At 43.5% G+C, this 1,299-nt stretch carries 1 protein-coding gene and 1 pseudogene; both read right to left on the bottom strand.

The features are described from left to right. The coding region (locus tag REG_RS10280) for a recombinase family protein (protein WP_006705586.1) at window positions 1-465 on the bottom strand (465 nt) is incomplete at its 3' end. Between the two features lie 146 nt (window positions 466-611). Then, a pseudogene (locus REG_RS11590) lies at window positions 612-1,064 on the bottom strand (IS1096 element passenger TnpR family protein); the annotation flags it as partial. Window positions 1,065-1,299: the final 235 nt, after the last annotated feature.

Raw genomic sequence — 1,299 nt, 5'->3', positions numbered from 1 at the left:
ATTGATTTCTGAAACCTTATTGATATCTGCCGCTGGCCTGCCCGTTTTCTCTCCCCTGGCTTTTTTGGCTGCGATCCCATCAGCCTGGCGCTCCTTGATTAAAGCGCGTTCAAATTGACTGAATGCAGACATCATATGCAACTGGAGCTCCTGCATAGGGTTATTTTTCTCCCGCATAGATTGTTCTTTCAGGAATACCAGTGAAACACCCTGGTTACGTAAGTGTGTAGTGATGGTGCACATATCCATCATATTCCGACACAGCCGGTCGATTGAATGAATAATAATCGTATCGCCTGCCTTTACCTGCTCCAGCATTGCCTGGAGTTGGGGTCGGTTTATATCCTTCGCACTGGCGCGTTCCATATATATTTTGTCTATGGGGTGATCCGTTTTTGAGAGAGCGGCTTCTTGTCTGGCGGTGTTTTGCTCGACTGAACTCACTCTTATGTAAGCATAATACATTTAACGCCTTAAATTCTTTAAACCTTTATGAATTTAATAGAATACTCTATAAACCTGGTAGTAGGGCAGTTTTATAGACATTTATTGATGCTTTTTCGAGAGAGTTGAAAAGGTGTACCTTTATAGAGTGCGCTAACCGAGGCAGGCTAAAGCCTGATCACTTTAGGCTCAAGCTTGGGAGAAGTAAGATTAAGTTGGCTCAACTGATGATTGATTTTATTTCGGTTGAATCGAACGGTATCAAGTGCCTCAATAAACTCACGAATATCCCCGACTGTTGTCAATTCATCCCCATTAATAACCGCATGTAGCAGTGCCAGAGTTTTGTCCCTCTTATCAGCTAAGGTGGCACCAGGCATTCCATGGCCACTCAGACAAAATGGAGACTTTTGGGTTGAGTTATCATGGATGGTTTCGATGCGAATGTCATGAAGCCAGTTTTCAAAGAAATTGTATTCATAGGTGAAACGATCACCGACATCAAAGCCAAAGTCATCAAGTGTTACCAAATAGGGATCATCCGAAAAACCCATCCCCCCTTCGTAGGCTATTCCGTAGTCTTTGCCATAAATGTGAAATTGATGAAGATGCTCATCATCCCAGCCTTGCCTTGTGCTATCTGGATAATGTAGTGAAGAGCGGCCAGTGAGGTATGAGCAGCAATCCTAAACCGACGCCAGACCATGCATGGGACTGACACCACGAATCGCGACCTTAATGGTGAATGTTTTCATTGCAAGGCTATTGATGAGGAAAGCGTTCAAATAGTGTTAATGATTTTATCGTCAATGGGGAATGATTTGGATGATTGCCCCACACTTTTTTATGCTCTCC

This window comes from Candidatus Regiella insecticola LSR1 (genome assembly GCF_000143625.1).
In the GTDB taxonomy this organism is placed as follows: Bacteria; Pseudomonadota; Gammaproteobacteria; order Enterobacterales; family Enterobacteriaceae; genus Regiella; species Regiella insecticola.
Note: the sequence above shows the minus strand (reverse complement) of the source record. Positions and strands in the feature narration are given on the sequence as shown.